Raw genomic sequence first — 16,521 nt, 5'->3', positions numbered from 1 at the left:
GCGGTCAGGTCGTCCCTTCGATCACCGGACGGACTTCGACCGAGCCCTCGCCCGCCAGGGGCAGCTTGCGGGCCCAGGCCAGGGCTTCGTCCAGATCGGCGGCCTCGATCAGGTAGAAGCCGCCAAGCTGCTCCTTGCTCTCGGCGAACGGCCCGTCGTGCAGGCCGCACTGGCCGCCGGCCCGCCGCACGGTGGTGGCGGTGTTGGTGGTCTTCAGGCCCGCCCCGCCCCGGAGCAGGCCCTTCTCGACCAGCTCGGCGGCGAAGGCCTGGTGCTGAACGATGATTTCCTGCCAGGCGCGGCCGTTCTCGTCGCGATAGGCGGTTTCGTCCTCGTAGATCAGCAGGGCGTATTGCATGGATCAGTCCTCCTCGATGGCCGGGTCGGCGGCAGCGCCGCCCGGCCTCGGATCAGAGACGGGTCAGCCTGGCCGGACTCGACATTCGCCCGCAAGTTTTTCGGCGTGCCCGGTCGATCAGCCTCAGCCGACGTCGTGGGCGATCGCCCGGATCTCGACCTTGCCGCCCGGGATCTGCGGGATCTTGCGCGCCCAGGCCTCGGCGGCGGCCATGTCCGGCGCCTCGACCAGGTAGAAGCCGGCCAGCTGCTCCTTGGTCTCCGCGAACGGTCCGTCATGGACCACGTGGCCGTCGGCGGTCTGGGCGATGGTGCGAGCCGACGGAGTATCGACCAGTCGCGCGCCCAGCCAGGCCATGCCGTCGGCCCGCAGTTCCGCCTGCAGCGCTTCGTGCGCCGCGATGACGCCCGGCTTGATGGGATCGGTCTCGGGCCGGGCCCACTCGGCTTCGCTGGAATAGATCATCAGCAGGTACTTCATCGAACCCTCCGTCGGCGCGCGGCGCGCGCCCTCGCTGAAAGACGCGCGAGGTTGGGCGGATTCGACAGGGGCGGCGAAGAAAGTCGAGGGGGCCGACAGATCCTCCCCCTCTGGGGGAGCCCGAAGGGCCGGAGGGGGTTCACCCCGCCAGCGTCTCCAGGAACCTTACCGGCGCCCCCGTCCCTTCCGCCACGATCTCGTCGTCGCGCATGACCACGGTCCCGCGCACGATGGTCGCCACCGGCCAGGCCTTGGCCTCGAAGCCGTCGAACGGGGTCCAGCCCGAGCGGGTGGCCATCCAGTCGTGGGTGATGACGCGCCGGGCCTTCATGTCGACGATGGTGAAGTCGGCGTCGAAGCCCTCGGCGATGCGGCCCTTGTCGGCCAGGCCGAAGATCCGGTTGACGCCATGGCTGGTCAGGTCGACGAACCGCTCCAGGCTCAGCCGGCCGTCCACGACGTGAGTCAGCATGATCGGCACCAGGGTCTGGACGCCGGGCATGCCCGAGGGCGAGGCCGGATAGGGCCGGGCCTTTTCCTCGCGGGTGTGGGGGGCGTGGTCGCTGCCCAGCACGTCGGCGACGCCCGCCTCGATGGCATGCCAGATGCCGGCCACATGCTCGGCCGAGCGGATCGGCGGATTCATCTGGGCGAAGCCCTTCAGCCGCTCATAGGCCTCGGGCGCGACCAGGGTCAGGTGCTGGGGCGTGACCTCGACGCTGGCGACGTCCTTGTTCTGGGCCAGGAAGTCGATCTCCTGGTGGGTGGTGACGTGCAGCACGTGGATGCGCTTGCCCAGGTTCTTGGCGATGCGGACCAGGCGGTGGGTCGATTGCAGGGCGGCCTGGGCGTCGCGCACCTCGGGGTGGCTGGTCCAGTCGCCGGGACGGGCCAGGCTGCGGCGCTCGGCCAGGCGGTACTCGTCCTCGGAGTGGAAGGCGGCGCGGCGGTTCACATGCCGCAGCACGTTCTCGACGCCCTCGTCGTCCTGGACCAGCAAGCTGCCGGTCGAGGCGCCCATGAACACCTTGATGCCGCAGCAGCCCGGCAGGCGCTCCAGCTCGCCCAGGAAGGTGGCGTTCTCGTGGGTGCCGCCGACATAGAAGGCGTGGTCGGTGTGCATGCGGCCCTTGGCGCGGGCAAGCTTGTCAGCCAGGGCGTCGGGGTCGGTGGTGGTCGGCTCGGTGTTGGGCATCTCGAACACCGCCACCACGCCGCCCAGGGCCGCACCGCGCGAACCGCTTTCCAGGTCTTCCTTCCACTCCAAGCCGGGCTCGCGAAAGTGGACCTGGCTGTCGATCACGCCGGGCAGCACGGTCAGGCCGCTGGCGTCGAACACCTCGTCGGCGCTGGCCTGGGACAGGTCGCCGATCGCGACGATCTTGCCGCCGCGCACGCCGATGTCGGTGAAGCCGCGGCCGGCGTGGTTGACCACCTCGCCGCCGCGCACGATCAGGTCGAAGGTCTGGGTCATGGGCGCGGCTCCTGCGGGGGTTTGGGGCGGTCTAGGACGGATCGATCGTCAGTGGCTGTGGCGAAAACCTCGTCCTTCGACAAGCTCAGGATGAGGTTTTTATAGCGCCCTGGCCTGTAAATGGTCCTCATCCTGAGCTTGTCGAAGGACGAGGGCCACGCGCAGAGTTCGAATGTCGGTCCGTCCTAGGCGCCCACCCTAGCCGCCGCAAGACGAAATATCGCCCGGTTCCGACATTGACCATCGCGCGCGACGGGCGCACCTCCCCGACGTTTCCTCAAACACGCAACGAGGCTCCGATGGACTTCTCCGGGCTCCAGGCCGCCAGCAAGGTCACGGACGAGTGGAAGTATCCGCAAGGCCGGCCCAACCGCACCGGGATGCTGCCGGTCGACCAGGCGCCCGACCACACGCTCTACTGGGAGGAATACGGCGATCCCGACGGCGAGCCGGTGATGTTCCTGCATGGCGGGCCGGGCGGGGCCTGCGCGCCGGTGATGTCGCGGTTCTTCGATCCCGGGCGCTATCGGGTGATCCTGTTCGACCAGCGCGGCTGCGGCAAGAGCACGCCGACCGTGGCCTCGCACGGCCCCGCCGTCGCCCTCGCCCGCAACGACACCGACCACCTGGTGGCCGACATCAACCGCCTGCGCGACGCGCTCGGCATCCGGGGTCCGATGCACGTGTTCGGCGGCAGCTGGGGCAGCACCCTGGCCCTGGTCTACGCCATTCGCCACCCCGAGCACGTCGCTTCGCTGGTCCTGCGCGGCATCTTCCTGGGGACGCGCGAAGACCTGCTCTACATGTACCAGGGCAACGCGGCGGTGTTCGACAGGACGCCTTACGCCCTCAGTGAGCCGGGCGCCTATGTCGCCTATCCCGACGAGTGGAAGGCCTTCGTCGAGGTCATACCGCCCGAGCAGCGCGGCGACATGATGGGCGCCTACAAGGCGATCTTCGACGCCAGGCCCGATGACGACGTCGGCCGCCGGGCGCAACTGCGCGCGGCCGTGGCCTGGTCGGTCTGGGAGGGGGCGATCTCCAACATGATCCCGGAGACCGGCGACCCAGGCAAGTTCGGCGAGGCCGACTTCGCCCTCTGCTTCGCCCAGATCGAGGCCCACTTCTTCGCTCGCAACCTGTTCCTGGAGCCGGATTACATCACCCGCAACGTCGCGCGGATCGCTCACCTGCCGATCCACATCGTCCATGGCCGCTTCGACCAGGTCTGCCCCCTGACCCAGGCCTCGCGGCTGGTCGCTGCGCTGGAGTCGGTCGGCGCCGCCCCGGCCACCTATGTGCGCACCAACGCCGGCCACAGCGCCATGGAGGCCCAGACCGTGCTGGCCCTGACGGCGATCATGGACGGGCTGCCGAGGCTGTAAGTCGGATGGGGTGACGGCGGGGGGACAGGCGCATGGGCCTGTCACCAGCCGTGATGGGATTCTAGGTGCGGTCGGCGTCGATGGCGTCTTCGGGCGTCGCGGCCTCTTCCGTCGGCGCGGCGTCCTGGACCACGGCCTGGAGCTCGGGCGTCACCGCTGCGTCCTCGACGGTCGGCTCGGCCGCGTCTTCCTCGACCGCCTTGGCCTTGACCTCGGCCAGCAGGGCCTTGGCCGCCTTGACCACCGTCGTCACCGGCAGGTCGCTCATGTGCCGGATGGCCTGGGACAGGTCGGGATCGACCGCCAGAAACTGCTCGAAGCTGCGCGGACCACGCACGGCCTTGGTCAGCGACCCCCAGGGACCATAGCGGCGCTCGTCCGAAGGGCCGAACAGGCCGATGGTCGGAACGCCCGCCGCGGCGGCGATGTGCATCAGCCCGCTGTCGTTGCCGATGAACAGGTCGGCGCGCTTGAGGGCCGCATAGGCGGTCAGCAGGTCGACCTTGCCGGTCAGGTCGACATAGCGGCCACGGGCCGAGGCCATGCGCAGTTCCTCGACCATCCGCCCGTCGCCGGGACCGCCCAGGATCAGCAGGCGCCCGCCCGCCAGCGCGCCGCCGGGCCCCAGCAGCTGCTGGGTGGTCTGGGCGAAGCGCTCGATCGGCCAGATCTTGCCGACCCAGTTGGACGCCGGGCCGACGGCCAGGATCGGGCCCGCCGGCTCGCCCGGGCGCGGGGCCAGCAGCTGGTCGGCCAGGGCCTGGACGTCGGGGGTGATGTAGAGGTGCGGGGCCGGCGGGTCGCCTTCCAGCTTCAGCACCTTGGCGGCTTCGACCACCTTGTGGATCGGTTCGCCGGTGTTGCGCTTCCACACGGCGCGCTTCTCGCGGCGCAGGAAATAGGCCGTGCCCGAGCCGCGCAAATCGACGACCAGGCCCCATTTCCTGTGACGCACCTGGTTCCACAGCTTGAACCAGTGGCCCTTGCCCTTGCCCTTCTCCATGACGATCACCCGGTCGAGCCCGGGCACATGGGCGAACAGCGGCGCGGCGAGGGGTCCGGAGACGATGGTGAAGCGGGCGTTGGGGATCTGGTCGGCCAGGAACTTGATCAGGCCGGACGACAGCACGGCGTCGCCGATCCGCGTGGCGGTGATGAAGAGAATCGGGAAGGCCCGCTGTGTCATCGGAGCATGTATAGGGCGTCCGGCGAGTCGGCGCATCCCTCGATAACGGTTGAGCTTTCTCTTCGTTAAGGACTGGCGCGGGTGCGTCCGCCTTGCCACATGTGCAGGCATGAGCACGCCCCGCATCGCCCACCTCGACAGCCGCGCCGTCATCGCCGTCACCGGTCCCGACGCCAAGACGTTCCTCAACGGTCTGTTGAGCCAGGAGATCGAGACCCTCGCGCCGGGCGAGCTGCGGTTCTCCGGCCTGCTGACCCCGCAAGGCCGGCTGCTGTACGACCTGTTCGTGGCGGCGGTTGAAGCGGGACTGCTGCTGGACGTCGCGGCCGAGCACCGCGACGCCATCCTGGCGCGCCTGACCATGTACAAGCTGCGGGCCAAGGTGGAGCTGGTGGCGTCGGACTCGGCCGTCCTCGCGAACTTCCCGGCCCATGTCGACGAGATGGAAGCGGGATGGTTCGCCGATCCCCGCCTGTCCGCGCTGGGCGCGCGGGCCTATGGCCTCGACGTCGCGGCCACCGCCACCGAGGACGACTACGACGCCCGTCGCCTGACGCTGGGCGTCCCCGGTCCGGCCGACTGGGGGACCGACAGGACCTATCCGATCGAGGCCGATTTCGACCTGCTGAACGGCATCGACTTCAAGAAGGGCTGCTTCGTCGGCCAGGAGACCACCAGCCGCATGAAGCGGCGCGGGACGATCAAGAACCGCATGCTGCCGATCGCCTTCGACGGCCCTGCCCCCGCTTTCGGCGCTGAGGTGCTGGCCGGCGACCTGCGCGCCGGCGAGGTGCTGTCGGGCCGCGACGGCAGGGCCATGGCCCTGCTCCGCCTGGACCGCGTCGCGGGCGCCGCGCTGACGGTGGACGGCCGCGCAGTGACGGTTGATTGGCCCGACTGGTTTGCGGCGACGCCATTGCCGGCCTCGTGATCGTCGATTAGCGTCCTCCCGACAACCAGAAGTAAGGGATGCAACCCGATGAAAGCGTCGCTCGCGGCTCTGGCCCTGCTCTCGCTTGCCAATCCGGCCTTCGCCCAGGAATGGCCCCGGCAGGACTGGCTCGTCTTCAGCGCGCCGACGACGCTGGGTGACACCTCCTACGGCGCCATGCGATCAGGCGGCTTCACGGTCCAGATGCCCTGGGATCTCGGTCCCCCGCCTCTTCCGAGCAGGGTCGCGCGCGGCGGACGGGTCAAGGTCGCCCTGGACATCAACTCCATCGATCGCGTCGGCGACGAGATCCAGATCCGGTATTTCGTGTGGTCCGACAGGTCGGGTTACGCGGAGGTGACCTCCAGGATCAACTGCGCGCGGACCGGCGAAGTGGTGGTCTCGTCGCGCGATTATGACGGCGACTGGGTCCCTGTCCGGGTGCGCGTGGAGAACCAGCGGCGAATCACGCCGATCTCCATGGCCGTGGCCACGCGCGCCTGTCATCCGTCGCAACGCGGCCGGGTTAGCGGCAAGTCCCTGCCCGAGGTCGTCCAGGGCGCATCCTAGGGGCGCCTTGAACCCTGCCATATCCGAGCATGAGGCCCCCTCCTTCGACAAGCTCGGGATGAAGACGAATTCAGATGCGGCGCGGCGCTCGCAAGCCATTTGTTCCTGAAAAGTTCTGGAATTTCTCCGCAACCTCAGCCAAGCTCCCGCCCATGACCGAGATCCAACGCTGCACCTGGCGGGGCATGAACGGCGACCCGTTCTACGAGGCCTATCACGACACCGAATGGGGCGTGCCGGAGTACGACTCCCGCGCCCTGTGGGAAAAGCTGGTGCTGGACGGGTTCCAGGCCGGGTTGTCGTGGATCACCATCCTGCGCAAGCGCGAGGCCTTCCGCGCCGCGTTCGCGGGCTTCGATCCCGACAAGGTGGCCCGGTTCGGCGACGCGGACCGGGCTCGGCTGATGGCCGACGCCGGCATCATCCGCTCGAACGGCAAGATCGACGCGGCGATCTCCGGCGCGCGGATCTACTGCGACATGCGCGAGCGCGGCGAGGACTTCTCCACCCTGCTGTGGGACATGGTCGGCGGCCAGCCGGTCCAGAGCCGCTGGGTCGGCGGCGACGTCCCGGCCCAGACGCCTCTGGCCGTCGACATGGCCAAGATGTTCAAGGCCAAGGGCTTCAAGTACTGCGGCCCGGTGATCGTCTACGCCTTCATGCAGGCCACGGGCCTGGTCAACGACCATCTGACGACCTGCTTCCGCCACGAGGAATGCCGCAAGCTCGCGCGATAGAGCACGGCGCGGCTGAGGTCGGGTTTCCGCGAAAGCGCGGCGAAAACAAAAGGCTAGAGCAAGGCGTCGACCGGCGCGCGCGTCACAGCCTTGTCGAGCTTCTGACGTTCTACTGTTGCGAGACTCTGTCAAACAGGCGCAGTGGAGAGCTTGACCATGCGCCCTGCTCGCTTCCCCTTTCGACGCCTCGCCGCGTTCGCGGCCATGCTCGCCGCCTGCGCCGGACCGGCCCTGGCCGAACCCTCGGCCGATCGACCGGGGACGGACCTGCGCGGCCGACTCTATGACTGGGCCGACGGGGTGTTGGTGGTGGCGCATCGGGCTTGTCACGCGGCCGCGCCCTCGCGCGGGATGACGGGCTCGCTGCCGGAGAACTCGCTGGCGGCGCTGGATCGCTGCGTGGCCCTGGGCGTCGACATGGTCGAGATCGACGTTCGCCGCACCGCCGACGGCGCGTTGGTGGTGATGCACGACGCCACCGTCGACCGCACCACCAACGGCCGCGGCCGGGTTTCCCAGATGAGCCTGCGGCGGTTCAAGATGCTGCGCCTCGGCGCCGTGGATGGCGGCCTGGCCGAAGCCCCGCCGACGCTGGAGGAATATCTGGCGCGGGCCCGGGGCCGCATCCTGGTCAATCTGGACGTCAAGGAGCCGATCGCCGAACAGGTGGCGCAGGTGGTGCTGGCCAGCGGGGCCGCCGGCCAGGTCCTGGTCAAGGCTCGGGCCGAGGCGGACGCCGCCCCGATGGCCGACCTGCCCGCCTATAGCGGCCTGGCCTTCATGCCGATGGTCGGCGCCGCCGACGGCCGCGGGGTGCGCGACCCGGCGGGAATCACCACCCGCCAGGCGCTGGCCGAGAACCGCATTCCGGCGATCGAACTGTGCGACCTGCGACGCTCGGAATTCAGGGCCGTCCGGGCCGCCGCCCGGCTGGCGCGGGTGCGGCTGTGGAGCAACGCCTTGGCCGCCAAGGGCGTGAAGGGGGTCTGGACGCGGGCCTGGGCCGGCGGCGCGGCGGCCGACGGGCGACGCACCTGGGCGCGACTGATCGACGACGGCGTCACGGTCATCCAGACCAACCGGCCGGCGGCCCTGCTCGATTATCTCGACGCCCGCGCCCTGCGCGGCCGCGCGCCCCCCGTGGTCAACGCGGCGCTGTAGCCATCGGCTTGCCGAGCGGCGCGGCCAGCCGCCGCCAGCTGTCATCCACCCAGGGCGGGACCAGGCGTCGCGCGCCCGAGGCGCTGAGGTGGTCGTCGTCGAAATAGATCGGGCGGCCGCCGATCACGCCCACGCAGCCGCCGTCCAGACATAGCGTCTCGCTGGGAAAGACCGCGGCGACTCCCGGCCGGTCCTCGACGGCCGCGCGGATCTCCGCCTCGGCGGGCGTCGCGCGGGCCAGGGGCGGACCGGCCTCGACCCGGGCGCACACCGCGGCGGGGCCGCCCAGCTGGCGCTGCTGGGCCAGGCACTCGGGCGGGGCCAGGGTGAGCTCGGGCACGGGACCGATCACTACCACCCGCAGGTCGGGCCGGCGCCGAGCGATGGCGTCCAGCGTCGCCGTCAGAGCGGCGGACAGCGCCGGCCGGACGCCTGGCCGGGCTACGGTGTCGACCGCCACGCGCGGCGAATTGACGTCGTAGAACGGCGGGGCGTCGCGATAGAGCGGCCAGCGGGCGGCCAGCACCACCAGGGTCAGCCGGCGGTCGGCGGCGATCCGGTCCAGGGTCCTGGCGGCCCAGGCTTCGCAGCCTCGGTCCAGGCGACCGAAGACCCGCACCCGCACGCCTGCCAGCGGCGGGCAGCCGCCCCGAGCGACCTCGCCCACGCTCCAATCCCTGGCCCGGGCCCAGGCGACCACGCCCGGGGTGAGGGCGTCGGCGTGGGAGTCGCCCCAGACCAGGACCTGGTCACCCCGGCTTCCGGGCGACGCGCCGAACCGGCACTGTTCTGGGGCGGTCTCGTCCGCCCGCTCGAAACAAGCCTTCCGGGCCGGGTTGACGTCGGTTTCCTCCAGCCTGGCCAAGGCCCGGGCGTCCGGCGACAGGCGCTGAGGCAGGCCCTGGCCCAGGAACACCGCCGCGCCCGCCGCGACGGGTCCCAGCAGCAAGAGCAGGACACCACCCAGGCGGCGCCAAGGGCGGTCGGCCGGGCCTCGGCGTAGCGGCTGCTCGACGAAGCGCCAGGTCAGGGCCGCCAGGCCGAGGGACAGGGCGACAAGGCCGAGGCGCTGGACGCTCGTCAGCGGCTGCTGGGCGACATCGGCGGCCAGCACCAGCAGCGGCCAATGCCAGAGATAGAGCGCGTACGACACCCGGCCGAGAGCCACGACCGGCGCGGCGCGCAGGATCGCCGTCGCGCCGGGCGCCACGCCCTGGCCGCTCCACACCAGCAGCGCCGCGCCCAGGCAGGCGGGAACCGCGGAAAGGCCGGGGAACGGGCTGGCTTCGCTCAGGGCGACCAGGCTCCAGGCGATGGCCAGCAGGCCGCAGAGCGCCGCCAGGTTGGCGACGCGGCGATCGGCGGGCGGCGCCGCCAGGCCCAGGGCCAGCACACCACCGGCCAGGAACTCCCAGGCCCGGGTCGGCAAATGGAAAAAGGCCGCGACGCCGCCGCCTCCGGCCACCAGGACCTGGGCCAGGGCCAGCGACGCCGTCAACAGGGCCAGAGCCAGCGCCGTCCGCGCCGGTCGCAGCCAGCCCAGCGACAGCAGCCCGATCAGCGCCGGCCAGACCAGGTAGAACTGCTCCTCCACGCCCAGCGACCAAAGGTGGAGCAGCGGGTTCTGCTGGACCGACGGCGCGAAATAGCCGGGGCTCTGGGCGGCCAGCACATTGGCCAGGAACAGGCCCGAGGCGCTGGCCGCCGCCCCGGTCTGGGTCAGCAGACGCGGCATCTCGATCCAGGTCGCCAGGACCATCGTGACCAGTGTCACCAAGACATAGGCCGGCACGATCCGCCGCGCTCGGCGCAGATAGAACCCGCCCCACGAGAACCGCTTCTCGTCGCGCGCCTCGACCAGGATCCGGGTGATCAGAAAGCCAGAGATCACGAAGAACACGTCCACCCCGACGAAGCCGCCGGGCAGCACGGCCGGGAAAGCGTGGTGGACCACGATGGCCGCCACGGCCAGGGCGCGCAGTCCGTCGATGTCGCGCCGATAGGCTTGAGCTTGATCCCGTTGCACGCCGCCCTCCATTTTTACATATGTAATTGCTGGCGTGGACAAGACGGGGCCGTCAAGGAATTTCTTACGTGCGTAAACTTTCGGCCGAGACCTAGTTTCCAGACGGCGGGTCGCACGCACGGTCTTTCCCCGGCGCCCCGAAACGGACTATGAGCGGGTCGTGCCCAGGTCTCCCGCCCTCGCCCGCACGGGCCCCGACATGATGCTGGAAGCCGCCTGCGGCCCCGGCCACGTCTGCGGCGTGGACGAAGCCGGACGCGGGCCGTGGGCAGGGCCGGTCAGCGCCGCGGCGGTGATCCTGGACCCGAGCCGTATCCCCCGGGGCCTCAATGACTCCAAGAAGCTGACCGCCAAGGCGCGCGCCGCGCTGGAGATCGAGATCAAGTCGGTCGCGGTAGCCTGGTGCGTGGGCCTGGCCAGCGTCGAGGAGATCGAGCAACTCAACATCCTGCACGCCGCCGGCCTGGCGATGCGCCGGGCGATCGAGGGCCTTTCCGTCCGACCGGCCATGGCCCTGGTCGACGGCAACTACGCGTTCAAGCTGCCTTGCCCAATCAAGACCGTGGTCAAGGGCGACAATCTGTCATGCTCCATCGCCGCCGCCTCGATCCTGGCCAAGGAGGCCCGCGACCGGATCATGGTCGAGATGGACGCGGTCTATCCGGGCTACGGTTTCGCCGGTCACAAGGGCTATCACGCCGCCGTCCACGTGGACGGTCTTCGCAGGCTGGGCCCTTCGCCGATCCACCGGATGGGCTGGGCGCCGGTCAAGCTGGCGCTTTCCGGTGAATTGGGCGCGGGCGAGCTGGCGCTGGACGAGGCGGCGTTCGACGACGAGCTGTCCGCCTAGAGCACGTCAGGCGTCGCTGAGCACCATGGCGAACGGGACCTTGCCGCCATCCTTGTCGACATAGCCGCTGACCAGCTTGTGGTCGGGGTTCAGGACGCCCAGGTCGACGTCCTCGGTGGGAAACATCACCACCCGGCGGTCGCCGATGCAGATCAGCAGCTCGTAGCCGTCGAGGGCCCGCTGCGACATGGCCTTCAGCCGTGAATAGTAGGGCTCGCGCCGCCAGGCGGCCGGCTTGCCCGGATCGACCACGACGTTCAGCCGCTTGCCGTCGCGGTCAGGGTACATCAGGAAGCCGGCCTTGTCGGGCCGCCAGGCGGCGTCCAGCTTCTCGGAGGTCAGCCACAGGCAGTGGAAGCCCCGGCAGGCCTGAGGGCGGGCCTCGTAGTCGCCGCAGCCCGAGCCCTTGCGGAACACCCCGCACCATTGGCCGGCCGGCTTGGCCAGCTCGCCGATGTGCAGGACCTTGCAACACATGCCGCAGTCGCCGCACGACTTGGCCGGCGCCGGGGAGAGGTCGGGGGTCGCTTGGCTCATGCCGGGATCTCGCGCACCAGGCCCTGGTCGATGTCGCGGTCGGGCAGGATCGTGTAGCCGCGCCGCCCCACCAGGACGTTGAGGGTCAGGCCCTGGGCCGCGCCCCGCGCCGCCCAGGCCTTGAAGGTTTCGTGGAACGGCGCCTTGCGCCAGGCGTCGGGGGCGGCCGGATCGACCTCGACCACCAGGGTCCGGCCTTCGTCCTCGCGATGCAGCACGAAGCGCGCGCGGTCCGGCCGCCAGCGGTCGTCCAGATTGGGCGCGTTCAGCCAGTAGCAGGCGTAGTCGGCGCAGGCCTGGGGCCGGTCGGCGTAGATCCCGCAGCCGACGCCCTTGCGATAGTGGCCGCACCAGGCGTGCGGCGCCTTGCCGATGGCGGCCACGCCCATCAGCTTGCAGCACATCCCGCAGTCGCCGCAGGTCCTGGCCTGGTCCACCGTCGTTCGCCCCGTAGATCGTCCGGTGACGGATCTATCGCGGTTTCGTGACGGTTTTTCGGTGCGACAACGCTCGGGGACATGCCCTTGCGGCGTGTCCCCATCGGCAGGCTCGGCGCTCCCACATGGGGACACGCCGCAAGGGCATGTCCCCGGCCGCGCCTAACCCTCGCTCCACACCGCCAGCTCGTTGCCCGACGGGTCGGCGAAATGAAACCGGCGGCCGCCGGGGAAGCTGAAGATCGGCCGGGTGACCACGCCGCCGGCCGCCGTCACCTTGGCCAGCATGGCCTCGATGTCATGGGCGTAGAGCACCACCAGCGGCCGGTCGGTCGAGCCCTCCTGCGGCGTACAGAACCCGCCGTCCGCGCCCTGCCCCTCGAAGGCCGCATAGTCCGGACCATAGTCGGTGAAGGCCCAGCCGAAGGCCGTGGTGTAGAAGGCCTTGGTGGCCGGCAGGTCGCTGGCGGGCCATTCGATGTAATCGATCTTGCCGTCTTCGCGCATTGGTCGCGGCCCCTCACTTGTTCTTCTTATGTTCTAGATCGCCGTCAAGGCAGAGTCCAGACGCTGGTGCGCTTGACCGCCATGTCCTCCAGTTCGCGGGTGGTCGGCACCTGGTATTCGGCCAGCTTCACCAGGCCTTCCTTGGGGAAGTAGGTGCGGCCCGGATCGCCGACCAGCACGGTCGCCCCGGCCGCCCGACCCAGGCCCAGCCAGGCCATGACGGCTTCCGCCATCGGCCGCTCGTAGCAGATGTCGCCGGCCAGCAGCACGTCGGCAGGCGGCGGGGGGGCCTCCAGCAGGTCGACTTCGGTGAAGGCGACCTCGACGCCGTTGGCCGCGGCGTTGAGGCCGATCGCCGCCTCGCAGAACACGTCGATGTCGGCGGCCAGCACGCTGGCCGCTCCGGCCTTCATCGCCGCGATCGCCACCAGGCCCGAACCGGACGCGAAGTCGATCACCCGCTTTCCGGCCACGACCTCGGGATGGTCGAGGACGTAGCGGGCCAGGGCCTGGCCGCCGGCCCAGGCGAAGGCCCAGAACGGCGGCGGCAGGCCGATTTCGGCCAGGGCCTCCTCGGTCAGCGTCCAGATCGGGGTGATCTCGTCGGCCAGGTGCAGTTGCAGTTCCGGCGTGTGCGGCGGGGCCTGGAGCCGCGTGTTCTCCAGGATGAAGGCGCGACGGCCGGCGAGGGAGGCTTCGATCATGGGCGGCTTAGAGCACGGCCCGGTCCTAGTCCCTAGGCCGGCGACCGGCTGGACGCCGCCTTCAGCACCGACAGGTAGCCTGGCGCGGTCAGCATGCCTTCGGTCCGGCCCTTGGCCGCCAGCAGCCGGTGGGCCTTGGGCAGGTTCCAGCACGGCATGTGCATGAACAGGTGGTGCTCGGCGTGGAAGTTGACGTGGTAGGGCGCGATCAGGGCCCGCTCGAGCCAGTTGGCCCGGGTGGTGCGGGCGTGGCGGAACGGGTCGGGCTCGTCCTTGGCCACCAGGGCGTGCTCGGCGATGTTGCGCAGCCGGGTGACCAGCGGGAACCAGGTCGCCATCGGCACGATCCACAGGGCCAGCCAGGCCCACCACAGGCCGATGGCGCTCAGGGCGGCCAGCAGGCCCAGGTTCCACAGCAGAAACAGCGCCTGCCGCCCCACCTCGCCGCTGAAGATCGCGCCCCTCGGCTGGTCGCTCGGGGCCTGGCGAAGTTTGCCCAGCAGCGGGCCGAACCGCTGCTTGAAGAAGGTCTGGCCGGTCAGGTCGCGGACGATCTTGCGGCGCAGCGAGGCGCGGGTGGTCGGGAACGGCGCCGACAGCACCAAGTCCGGATCCTCCGCCTGCTGGGCGTACTTGTGGTGGGTCAGGTGGTAGGGCCGGTACTTGGCCAGCGACGCGCCCACCGGCGCCGCGCACAGCCATTCACCGACCCAATCATTGACCTTCAGGTTCGGGTGCAGCCCGCCGTGGGCGGCCTCGTGCATCAGGATGGCCAGGCCCAGCTGGCGGGCCCCGATCAGCATCACCGCCAGCAGGTAGGTCAGCGGATTGGGCCAGAGCACGAACGCCGCCCCGGCCGCGACGATCACCGCCCAGGCGTGGGCGACCATCAGCAGGCCCCGCCACGACGAGCGCGCCGACAGCGGCGCCCATTCCTGCGGCGTGAACAGCTCCTGCGGCTTGATGCGGGACGCGACGGCCATGGAACGATCATGCCACGTTCAGCGTCCGGCTTACAGGATGACCCGACGTCACGCCGCTTTCGGAGACCCTTCATGCGCCTGATCCTGACCGCCCTCGCCCTGGCCCTCGCCCTGCCCGTCGCGGCCGCTCCGACCCTGTCCCGGGCCGCCAGCTTCGACTGCAATCGCGCCCGGGCTCCCGATGAGAAGGCGGTCTGCGCCAGCACCGCCCTGAACGACAAGGACGTGAAGATGTCGGTGCTCTACGAGGTCAACCGGCGCACCCTGGGCATGGGCGGCCGCGGCGCGCTGATCGACGCCCAGCAGCAGTGGCTGCGCGACCGCCGAGGCTGCGGCGCCAACCGGGCCTGCCTGAACCGAGCCTATGACCGCCGGCTGGGCGAGCTGGAACGGAGCATGGAGCGGATCTATCGCAACGGACCGTTCTGAAGCGCGTCGCGCCCTCTCCGTTCCCTACAGTCCCGGCGGCTTCCACATCCCCGCAGCCAGGGCCAGGAACAGCACGAAGCCAACCTGGGCGTTGGACTTGAACAGGGCCAGGGCCCCGGCCGGGTCGTCGATCCGCACCCGGGCCGCCTGGCGCGACAGGTGGACGGCGACCAGGGCCGCCAGGGGCAGGAACAGCGGCCCCAGCCCCCCGACCCAGGCCGCCGCGATCACCAGCACGAAGCAGGCGATGTAGAAGGCCAGCACGCCCTTCTGCACGTGCGCCCCCAGCCGGCGGGTCGAGGACTTCACCCCGGCCAGGGCGTCGTCCTCGATGTCCTGGATGGCGTAGATCGTGTCGTAGCCCAGGGTCCAGAACAGGCCCGAGGCGTAGAGCAGCGCCGCGGCCCAGCTCAGCGTATGGGTGGCCGCCGCGTAGCCCAGCAACGCGCCCCAGTTGAAGGTCAGGCCCAGCCAGGCCTGGGGCCACCAGGTGATGCGCTTCATGAACGGATAGGCCGCCACCAGGGCCAGCGAGGCGACGCCCAGGCCGATGGCCAGCCAGCCCAGGCAGACCAGGATCCCGAAGCTGACCAGGCAGCAGCCGATCACGAAGGCCCAGGCCTGCTTGACGCTGATCAGGCCGGCCGGGATCGGGCGCATCGCCGTGCGGCTGACCTGGGCGTCGAAGTCGCGGTCGACGATGTCGTTGAAGGCGCAGCCGGCCGCCCGCATCAGGGCCGCGCCGACGAAGAAGGCGATCAGCAGCCACGGGTTGGGCCACTGGCCCTGGCCGGCCGCGGCCAGGGCGATGCCCTGCCAGCCGGGCAGCATCAGCAGCCAGATCCCCGCCGGCCGGTCGAACCGGCCCAGCTTCAGCCAGGGCCGCAGGGCCGGCGGTGCATGGCGGTCGACCCAGTTGCCGGCGGCGGCGTCGGGCAGGATGGCGGTGTCGGGAGCGCTCATGGCCAAGGCTTAGCCCCCGGCTCCCGCCTCGCGCAACCATGCCCGAAACGCTAGCATAGATCTTTCCGATCTCGCGGCTAAAAACGATCGATTGGATTGATCAAACTGGGTCGGCCAAGGTGTGTTCAGCGGAACGGCGGCCCCCTCCAGTCGTTTCGCGCACCGAGGAGGGTCGCCGTCTTTTCCCCCCGGGGCGGCGGCCCTCCTCCTTCCGTTCCGAAAGGCTTCCGATGACCCGTCCGTCCCTCGCTCTCCTGGTCGACCGCATGGAAGCCTGGGCCCTGCTGGTCCTCGGCTTGGCCGCCGGCGTCGTGGCGCCGCATCCGGTGACCACCGCCCTGTGGACCGCGGCGGCGCGGGCCTTCGACCGGGCCGGCGACGCCGGCATGGTCGGTCGGCTGACCTCGGGCGCCAAGTTCGGCGGCCGCATCCGCGCCAGCCTGCGCGGCGACACCCTGAGCCACCTGCGGTTCGCCTAGGTTCGACCTCCAACGCCGTGCGTGGTCCTCGTCCTTCGACGGGCTCAGGATGAGGACCAATTTGCAGACCGAGCCGTAGAAAACCTCATCCTGAGCTTGTCGAAGGACGAGGTTTTCGGGCCCGCCGGAAGGTGCATGTCGATCTGATTTTGGGAAGGTCGTGGAGACACGACTTCGCCGCCTCATGCGGAAACCCGCTGAGCGAATGGGAAGGGTGCGAAGCGCCCGGGCCTCGCCCGGATGATTTGCAGTTTTGAGTACCGTTTCGACGAAGTTCGAGCGCTTCGCGTGGAACCGTTATCCGGAAGCCTTCGGGTCGCGGAT

The 16,521-nt window shown here is 70.2% G+C and carries 19 protein-coding genes; 8 read left to right on the top strand and 11 right to left on the bottom strand.

The window, feature by feature from the left end; all coding sequences use genetic code 11:
• Positions 1-4: 4 nt before the first annotated feature.
• The 3 genes from G3M57_RS02445 to G3M57_RS02435 form a co-directional block, all read right to left on the bottom strand.
• Positions 5-358, bottom strand: coding sequence for a YciI family protein (locus G3M57_RS02445; RefSeq protein WP_163228575.1), 354 nt, complete (start codon positions 356-358; stop codon positions 5-7).
• Positions 359-481: 123 nt separating this feature from the next.
• A complete protein-coding gene (locus G3M57_RS02440) occupies positions 482-838 on the bottom strand; it encodes a YciI family protein (RefSeq protein ID WP_056758184.1) in 357 nt (118 codons plus the stop codon).
• 139 nt (positions 839-977) lie between these two features.
• On the bottom strand, positions 978-2,312 hold the full coding sequence (locus G3M57_RS02435) for a dihydroorotase (RefSeq protein WP_056758182.1): 1,335 nt from the start codon (positions 2,310-2,312) through the stop codon (positions 978-980).
• Positions 2,313-2,611: 299 nt separating this feature from the next.
• On the opposite strand from G3M57_RS02435, the gene pip reads away from it, so the two are divergent.
• Positions 2,612-3,697, top strand: a complete 1,086-nt coding sequence (gene pip, locus G3M57_RS02430) for a prolyl aminopeptidase (RefSeq protein WP_163228574.1) — start codon at positions 2,612-2,614, stop codon at positions 3,695-3,697.
• 61 nt (positions 3,698-3,758) lie between these two features.
• Here the strand turns inward: pip and G3M57_RS02425 are convergent, their stop codons facing one another.
• Complete coding sequence (locus G3M57_RS02425) at positions 3,759-4,883, bottom strand: glycosyltransferase family 9 protein (protein WP_163228573.1); 1,125 nt, start codon at positions 4,881-4,883, stop codon at positions 3,759-3,761.
• Between the two features lie 109 nt (positions 4,884-4,992).
• Here G3M57_RS02425 and ygfZ point away from each other — a divergent pair, with 109 nt between their 5' ends.
• The 4 genes from ygfZ (at position 4,993) to G3M57_RS02405 (ending at position 8,282) form a co-directional block, all read left to right on the top strand.
• Positions 4,993-5,814 carry a CAF17-like 4Fe-4S cluster assembly/insertion protein YgfZ gene (gene ygfZ, locus G3M57_RS02420; RefSeq protein ID WP_163228572.1) on the top strand — a complete coding sequence of 274 codons (822 nt, stop codon included), beginning with the start codon at positions 4,993-4,995 and terminating at the stop codon, positions 5,812-5,814.
• A gap of 48 nt (positions 5,815-5,862) precedes the next feature.
• Positions 5,863-6,384 carry a hypothetical protein gene (locus tag G3M57_RS02415; protein WP_163228571.1) on the top strand — a complete coding sequence of 174 codons (522 nt, stop codon included), beginning with the start codon at positions 5,863-5,865 and terminating at the stop codon, positions 6,382-6,384.
• Positions 6,385-6,536: 152 nt separating this feature from the next.
• Positions 6,537-7,121: a DNA-3-methyladenine glycosylase I gene (locus G3M57_RS02410; RefSeq protein ID WP_163228570.1), complete on the top strand. Its 585-nt coding sequence runs from the start codon at positions 6,537-6,539 to the stop codon at positions 7,119-7,121.
• A gap of 156 nt (positions 7,122-7,277) precedes the next feature.
• The gene (locus G3M57_RS02405; RefSeq protein ID WP_163228569.1) at positions 7,278-8,282 is read left to right on the top strand and encodes a glycerophosphodiester phosphodiesterase family protein; all 1,005 of its coding nucleotides are present in this window, start codon (positions 7,278-7,280) and stop codon (positions 8,280-8,282) included.
• Here the strand turns inward: G3M57_RS02405 and G3M57_RS02400 are convergent.
• Positions 8,266-10,308 (bottom strand): acyltransferase family protein, encoded by a 2,043-nt coding sequence (locus G3M57_RS02400; RefSeq protein WP_163228568.1) that lies wholly within the window; start codon positions 10,306-10,308, stop codon positions 8,266-8,268. The two genes, G3M57_RS02405 and G3M57_RS02400, sit on opposite strands and share 17 nt — an antisense overlap.
• A gap of 199 nt (positions 10,309-10,507) precedes the next feature.
• Between G3M57_RS02400 and G3M57_RS02395 the strand changes: the two genes are divergently transcribed.
• Complete coding sequence (locus G3M57_RS02395; protein ID WP_163233632.1) at positions 10,508-11,158, top strand: ribonuclease HII; 651 nt, start codon at positions 10,508-10,510, stop codon at positions 11,156-11,158.
• A 6-nt stretch (positions 11,159-11,164) separates the two neighbouring features.
• Here the strand turns inward: G3M57_RS02395 and G3M57_RS02390 are convergent, their stop codons facing one another.
• From G3M57_RS02390 to G3M57_RS02370, 5 genes are all read right to left on the bottom strand, one after another.
• Complete coding sequence (locus G3M57_RS02390) at positions 11,165-11,695, bottom strand: YkgJ family cysteine cluster protein (RefSeq protein ID WP_163228567.1); 531 nt, start codon at positions 11,693-11,695, stop codon at positions 11,165-11,167.
• Positions 11,692-12,132 carry a YkgJ family cysteine cluster protein gene (locus G3M57_RS02385; protein ID WP_230983849.1) on the bottom strand — a complete coding sequence of 147 codons (441 nt, stop codon included), beginning with the start codon at positions 12,130-12,132 and terminating at the stop codon, positions 11,692-11,694. Before G3M57_RS02385 ends, G3M57_RS02390 begins: the two co-directional genes overlap by 4 nt.
• A gap of 162 nt (positions 12,133-12,294) precedes the next feature.
• Entirely contained in the window at positions 12,295-12,639 is a 345-nt protein-coding gene (locus G3M57_RS02380; RefSeq protein ID WP_163228566.1) for a VOC family protein, read from the bottom strand.
• A gap of 44 nt (positions 12,640-12,683) precedes the next feature.
• Positions 12,684-13,343 carry a class I SAM-dependent methyltransferase gene (locus G3M57_RS02375; RefSeq protein WP_163228565.1) on the bottom strand — a complete coding sequence of 220 codons (660 nt, stop codon included), beginning with the start codon at positions 13,341-13,343 and terminating at the stop codon, positions 12,684-12,686.
• Between the two features lie 32 nt (positions 13,344-13,375).
• Positions 13,376-14,326 carry a fatty acid desaturase family protein gene (locus G3M57_RS02370; RefSeq protein WP_163228564.1) on the bottom strand — a complete coding sequence of 317 codons (951 nt, stop codon included), beginning with the start codon at positions 14,324-14,326 and terminating at the stop codon, positions 13,376-13,378.
• A 72-nt stretch (positions 14,327-14,398) separates the two neighbouring features.
• Here G3M57_RS02370 and G3M57_RS02365 point away from each other — a divergent pair, with 72 nt between their 5' ends.
• Positions 14,399-14,755 carry a lysozyme inhibitor LprI family protein gene (locus G3M57_RS02365; protein WP_163228563.1) on the top strand — a complete coding sequence of 119 codons (357 nt, stop codon included), beginning with the start codon at positions 14,399-14,401 and terminating at the stop codon, positions 14,753-14,755.
• A 24-nt stretch (positions 14,756-14,779) separates the two neighbouring features.
• Here the strand turns inward: G3M57_RS02365 and ubiA are convergent, their stop codons facing one another.
• Complete coding sequence (ubiA, locus tag G3M57_RS02360; RefSeq protein WP_163228562.1) at positions 14,780-15,718, bottom strand: 4-hydroxybenzoate octaprenyltransferase; 939 nt, start codon at positions 15,716-15,718, stop codon at positions 14,780-14,782.
• 230 nt (positions 15,719-15,948) lie between these two features.
• On the opposite strand from ubiA, the gene G3M57_RS02355 reads away from it, so the two are divergent.
• A complete protein-coding gene (locus G3M57_RS02355) occupies positions 15,949-16,197 on the top strand; it encodes a hypothetical protein (protein WP_163228561.1) in 249 nt (82 codons plus the stop codon).
• Positions 16,198-16,521: the final 324 nt, after the last annotated feature.

It is taken from the genome of Caulobacter rhizosphaerae, assembly GCF_010977555.1.
Lineage (GTDB): Bacteria > Pseudomonadota > Alphaproteobacteria > Caulobacterales > Caulobacteraceae > Caulobacter > Caulobacter rhizosphaerae.
Note: the sequence above shows the minus strand (reverse complement) of the source record. Positions and strands in the feature narration are given on the sequence as shown.

Excerpts from the sequence above, each read along its gene's own strand:
- G3M57_RS02370 (WP_163228564.1), bottom strand. The coding sequence starts at position 14,326 with ATGGCCGTCGCGTCCCGCATCAAGCCGCAGGAGCTGTTCACGCCGCAG.
- G3M57_RS02415 (WP_163228571.1), top strand. The coding sequence starts at position 5,863 with ATGAAAGCGTCGCTCGCGGCTCTGGCCCTGCTCTCGCTTGCCAATCCG.
- G3M57_RS02380 (WP_163228566.1), bottom strand. The coding sequence starts at position 12,639 with ATGCGCGAAGACGGCAAGATCGATTACATCGAATGGCCCGCCAGCGAC.
- G3M57_RS02435 (WP_056758182.1), bottom strand. The coding sequence starts at position 2,312 with ATGACCCAGACCTTCGACCTGATCGTGCGCGGCGGCGAGGTGGTCAAC.
- ygfZ (WP_163228572.1), top strand. The coding sequence starts at position 4,993 with ATGAGCACGCCCCGCATCGCCCACCTCGACAGCCGCGCCGTCATCGCC.
- G3M57_RS02445 (WP_163228575.1), bottom strand. The coding sequence starts at position 358 with ATGCAATACGCCCTGCTGATCTACGAGGACGAAACCGCCTATCGCGAC.
- ubiA (WP_163228562.1), bottom strand. The coding sequence starts at position 15,718 with ATGAGCGCTCCCGACACCGCCATCCTGCCCGACGCCGCCGCCGGCAAC.
- G3M57_RS02355 (WP_163228561.1), top strand. The coding sequence starts at position 15,949 with ATGACCCGTCCGTCCCTCGCTCTCCTGGTCGACCGCATGGAAGCCTGG.
- G3M57_RS02440 (WP_056758184.1), bottom strand. The coding sequence starts at position 838 with ATGAAGTACCTGCTGATGATCTATTCCAGCGAAGCCGAGTGGGCCCGG.
- G3M57_RS02410 (WP_163228570.1), top strand. The coding sequence starts at position 6,537 with ATGACCGAGATCCAACGCTGCACCTGGCGGGGCATGAACGGCGACCCG.
- G3M57_RS02425 (WP_163228573.1), bottom strand. The coding sequence starts at position 4,883 with ATGACACAGCGGGCCTTCCCGATTCTCTTCATCACCGCCACGCGGATC.
- G3M57_RS02395 (WP_163233632.1), top strand. The coding sequence starts at position 10,508 with ATGATGCTGGAAGCCGCCTGCGGCCCCGGCCACGTCTGCGGCGTGGAC.
- G3M57_RS02365 (WP_163228563.1), top strand. The coding sequence starts at position 14,399 with ATGCGCCTGATCCTGACCGCCCTCGCCCTGGCCCTCGCCCTGCCCGTC.
- G3M57_RS02390 (WP_163228567.1), bottom strand. The coding sequence starts at position 11,695 with ATGAGCCAAGCGACCCCCGACCTCTCCCCGGCGCCGGCCAAGTCGTGC.
- G3M57_RS02405 (WP_163228569.1), top strand. The coding sequence starts at position 7,278 with ATGCGCCCTGCTCGCTTCCCCTTTCGACGCCTCGCCGCGTTCGCGGCC.
- pip (WP_163228574.1), top strand. The coding sequence starts at position 2,612 with ATGGACTTCTCCGGGCTCCAGGCCGCCAGCAAGGTCACGGACGAGTGG.
- G3M57_RS02375 (WP_163228565.1), bottom strand. The coding sequence starts at position 13,343 with ATGATCGAAGCCTCCCTCGCCGGCCGTCGCGCCTTCATCCTGGAGAAC.